Source organism: Stenotrophomonas sp. (assembly GCF_032066555.1).
Lineage (GTDB): Bacteria > Pseudomonadota > Gammaproteobacteria > Xanthomonadales > Xanthomonadaceae > Stenotrophomonas.
Genome location: NZ_DAMBKV010000003.1, coordinates 295,299 through 297,298, shown reverse-complemented (window position 1 = coordinate 297,298; position 2,000 = coordinate 295,299). Strand labels below are relative to the sequence as shown.

Genomic DNA, 2,000 nt, shown 5'->3' with positions numbered 1-2,000 from the left:
TTACGGGAGAGGGGTTGGGGTGAGGGCAGCTTCTTCGTTGGTAAAGCCTCTGCCGAGCATGGCTCGGCACTACAGCAGCGTTGTCGACAGCGCCGAAGATCAGAAGCCAACCCCTCCCCAACCCTCCCCCGCGCGTTGTGCAAGGGAGGGAGCAGATTTAACCCCACTCCCCATTCCCATCCGTTCCTATCCCCGTACGCCGCATCACGCGGCCCGCAAGGAGCAGGAATCATGGGTAGCGCAAAGGGTTCAAACAGGCCGGCGGTTCGTAACATCGCGCTGGCCGCGGCAGTGACGTTGTTGGTCGGCCTGCCGGTAGCCGCGTCGGTCCGCCACACCCCGTTCCCGGTGGCCGAAGACAGCGGCGACCTCAAGGCGCCGACCCTCCAGCGTACGCGCCAGACCCAGCCCAACTTCCAGGCACCCAGCGCCACGGTATGCAGCGACACGCCGGTGCTGCGCGAGGTTGCCGATCCCAGCCCCAGGCCGCAGCAGCACAATATCGCCGCGGGCGAGGTTCGCCTGCGTCGTGGGGACGGTTCGCGCGCGATGGCGAAGATGATGGCTCCGATGCCTGCGCCTGCGGCACCGCCACCGCCGGTTGCGGTCAGTGCGGATGCGATGGCCGAGGTTGCACCGGCCGCCGCGGAAATACCGATGGCCGTCGCGCCGACCAGCGGTCACCTGCGCCAGCAGCAGGTGACCGCTGGGGTGGTCGATGACAATGCCGACTTCACCGCCTTCCGGCAATTCCTGCAGCGTCACGAAGAGGCCAATACGCTCGGACGCGATGTCAGCGTGCGCCAGCGCCTGCAGGTGGTGGATACACAGGGCCGGCCGGTACCGGATGCGGAAGTGGCTGTTACCGCCCGCAACGGCGCGCGGATGTGGGCGCGCACCGATGCCGGTGGCCAGGTGTGGATACATCCCAATGCCTTTGATGACCGCGATTCGGCCAGCTACCAGGTGCAGGTGCGACGCGCAGGCAAGACGGTGACCTCGGCCCTGCAGCGCGGACAGAAGAATGCCGTGCAGGTTGTGGTAGCCGATGCGCCACTGCCAGCCCGGGCCAAGCTCGATCTTGTGTTCATGGTTGATGCCACCGGTTCGATGGCCGATGAAATCGACAAGCTGCGCGATTCACTGCAGGGCATCGTCCGTGACATCGCCCAGCTGCCCTCCAACCCGGACATCTGCCTGGGGCTGGTGACCTACCGAGACCGCGGTGACGAATACTTCGTGCGTGGCTGGGACCTGAGCAACAACGTTGCCGGCTTCCAGAAAGTGCTCGATGGCGTGCGCGCCAATGGTGGCGGTGACTACCCGGAAGCAATGAACGAGGCCTTTGACCACGCGGTGCAGGCAATGAACTGGCGCGGTGCTTCAACTACCCGCCTGCTGGTGTCACTGGCCGATGCGCCGCCGCACATGGACTACCCGCAGCCGCGCTACGAGCAGACCATGCTGGCGGCGCTGGGCAAGGGCATCAAGGTGTTGAGCGTTGCCGCATCCGGCCAGGACACGACCGGCGAGATCGCGCAGCGGCAGATCGCGCAGTACACCGGCGGGCGATTCATCTTCCTGACCTACAAGGACGCCAGTGATCCCTCCAGCGGTCCGGGCAGCGAGACCGTGCATGAGGTGGAGAACTATTCGGTCGACACCCTGGACAAGCTGGTGGTGAAGCTGGTGCGCGAGGAGCTGGCGCAGCTGCCGAAGGGCTGAGCGAGCTGTGCTGCCTCCCTCGAGCATGGCTCGGCACTACGCTCCCTCCCTTTGCCGCAGGCAAGGGGAGGGTTGGGAGGGGTAGGCTTCTGCGGCCTTTCAGCATTGCCAGCTTCGCGGCTTACGCCGCTCCTACAAAGTCGGGTTCCGTAGTGCCGAGCCATGCTCGGCAGAGGCCTTACCGGTAGAGCGTCTGCCGAGCATGGCTCGGCACTACGCTGCTCCCTCCCTTTGCCGCAGGCAAGGGGAGGGTTGGGAGGGGTAGGCTTCTGCGG

1 protein-coding gene is annotated in these 2,000 nt (G+C 65.8%); it reads left to right on the top strand.

Features of this window, described 5'->3' with window-relative positions; translation table 11 throughout:
* The first annotated feature begins 231 nt into the window (after window positions 1–231).
* Complete coding sequence (locus tag RT131_RS06330) at window positions 232–1,725, top strand: VWA domain-containing protein (RefSeq protein WP_313171246.1); 1,494 nt, start codon at window positions 232–234, stop codon at window positions 1,723–1,725.
* Window positions 1,726–2,000 lie beyond the last annotated feature (275 nt).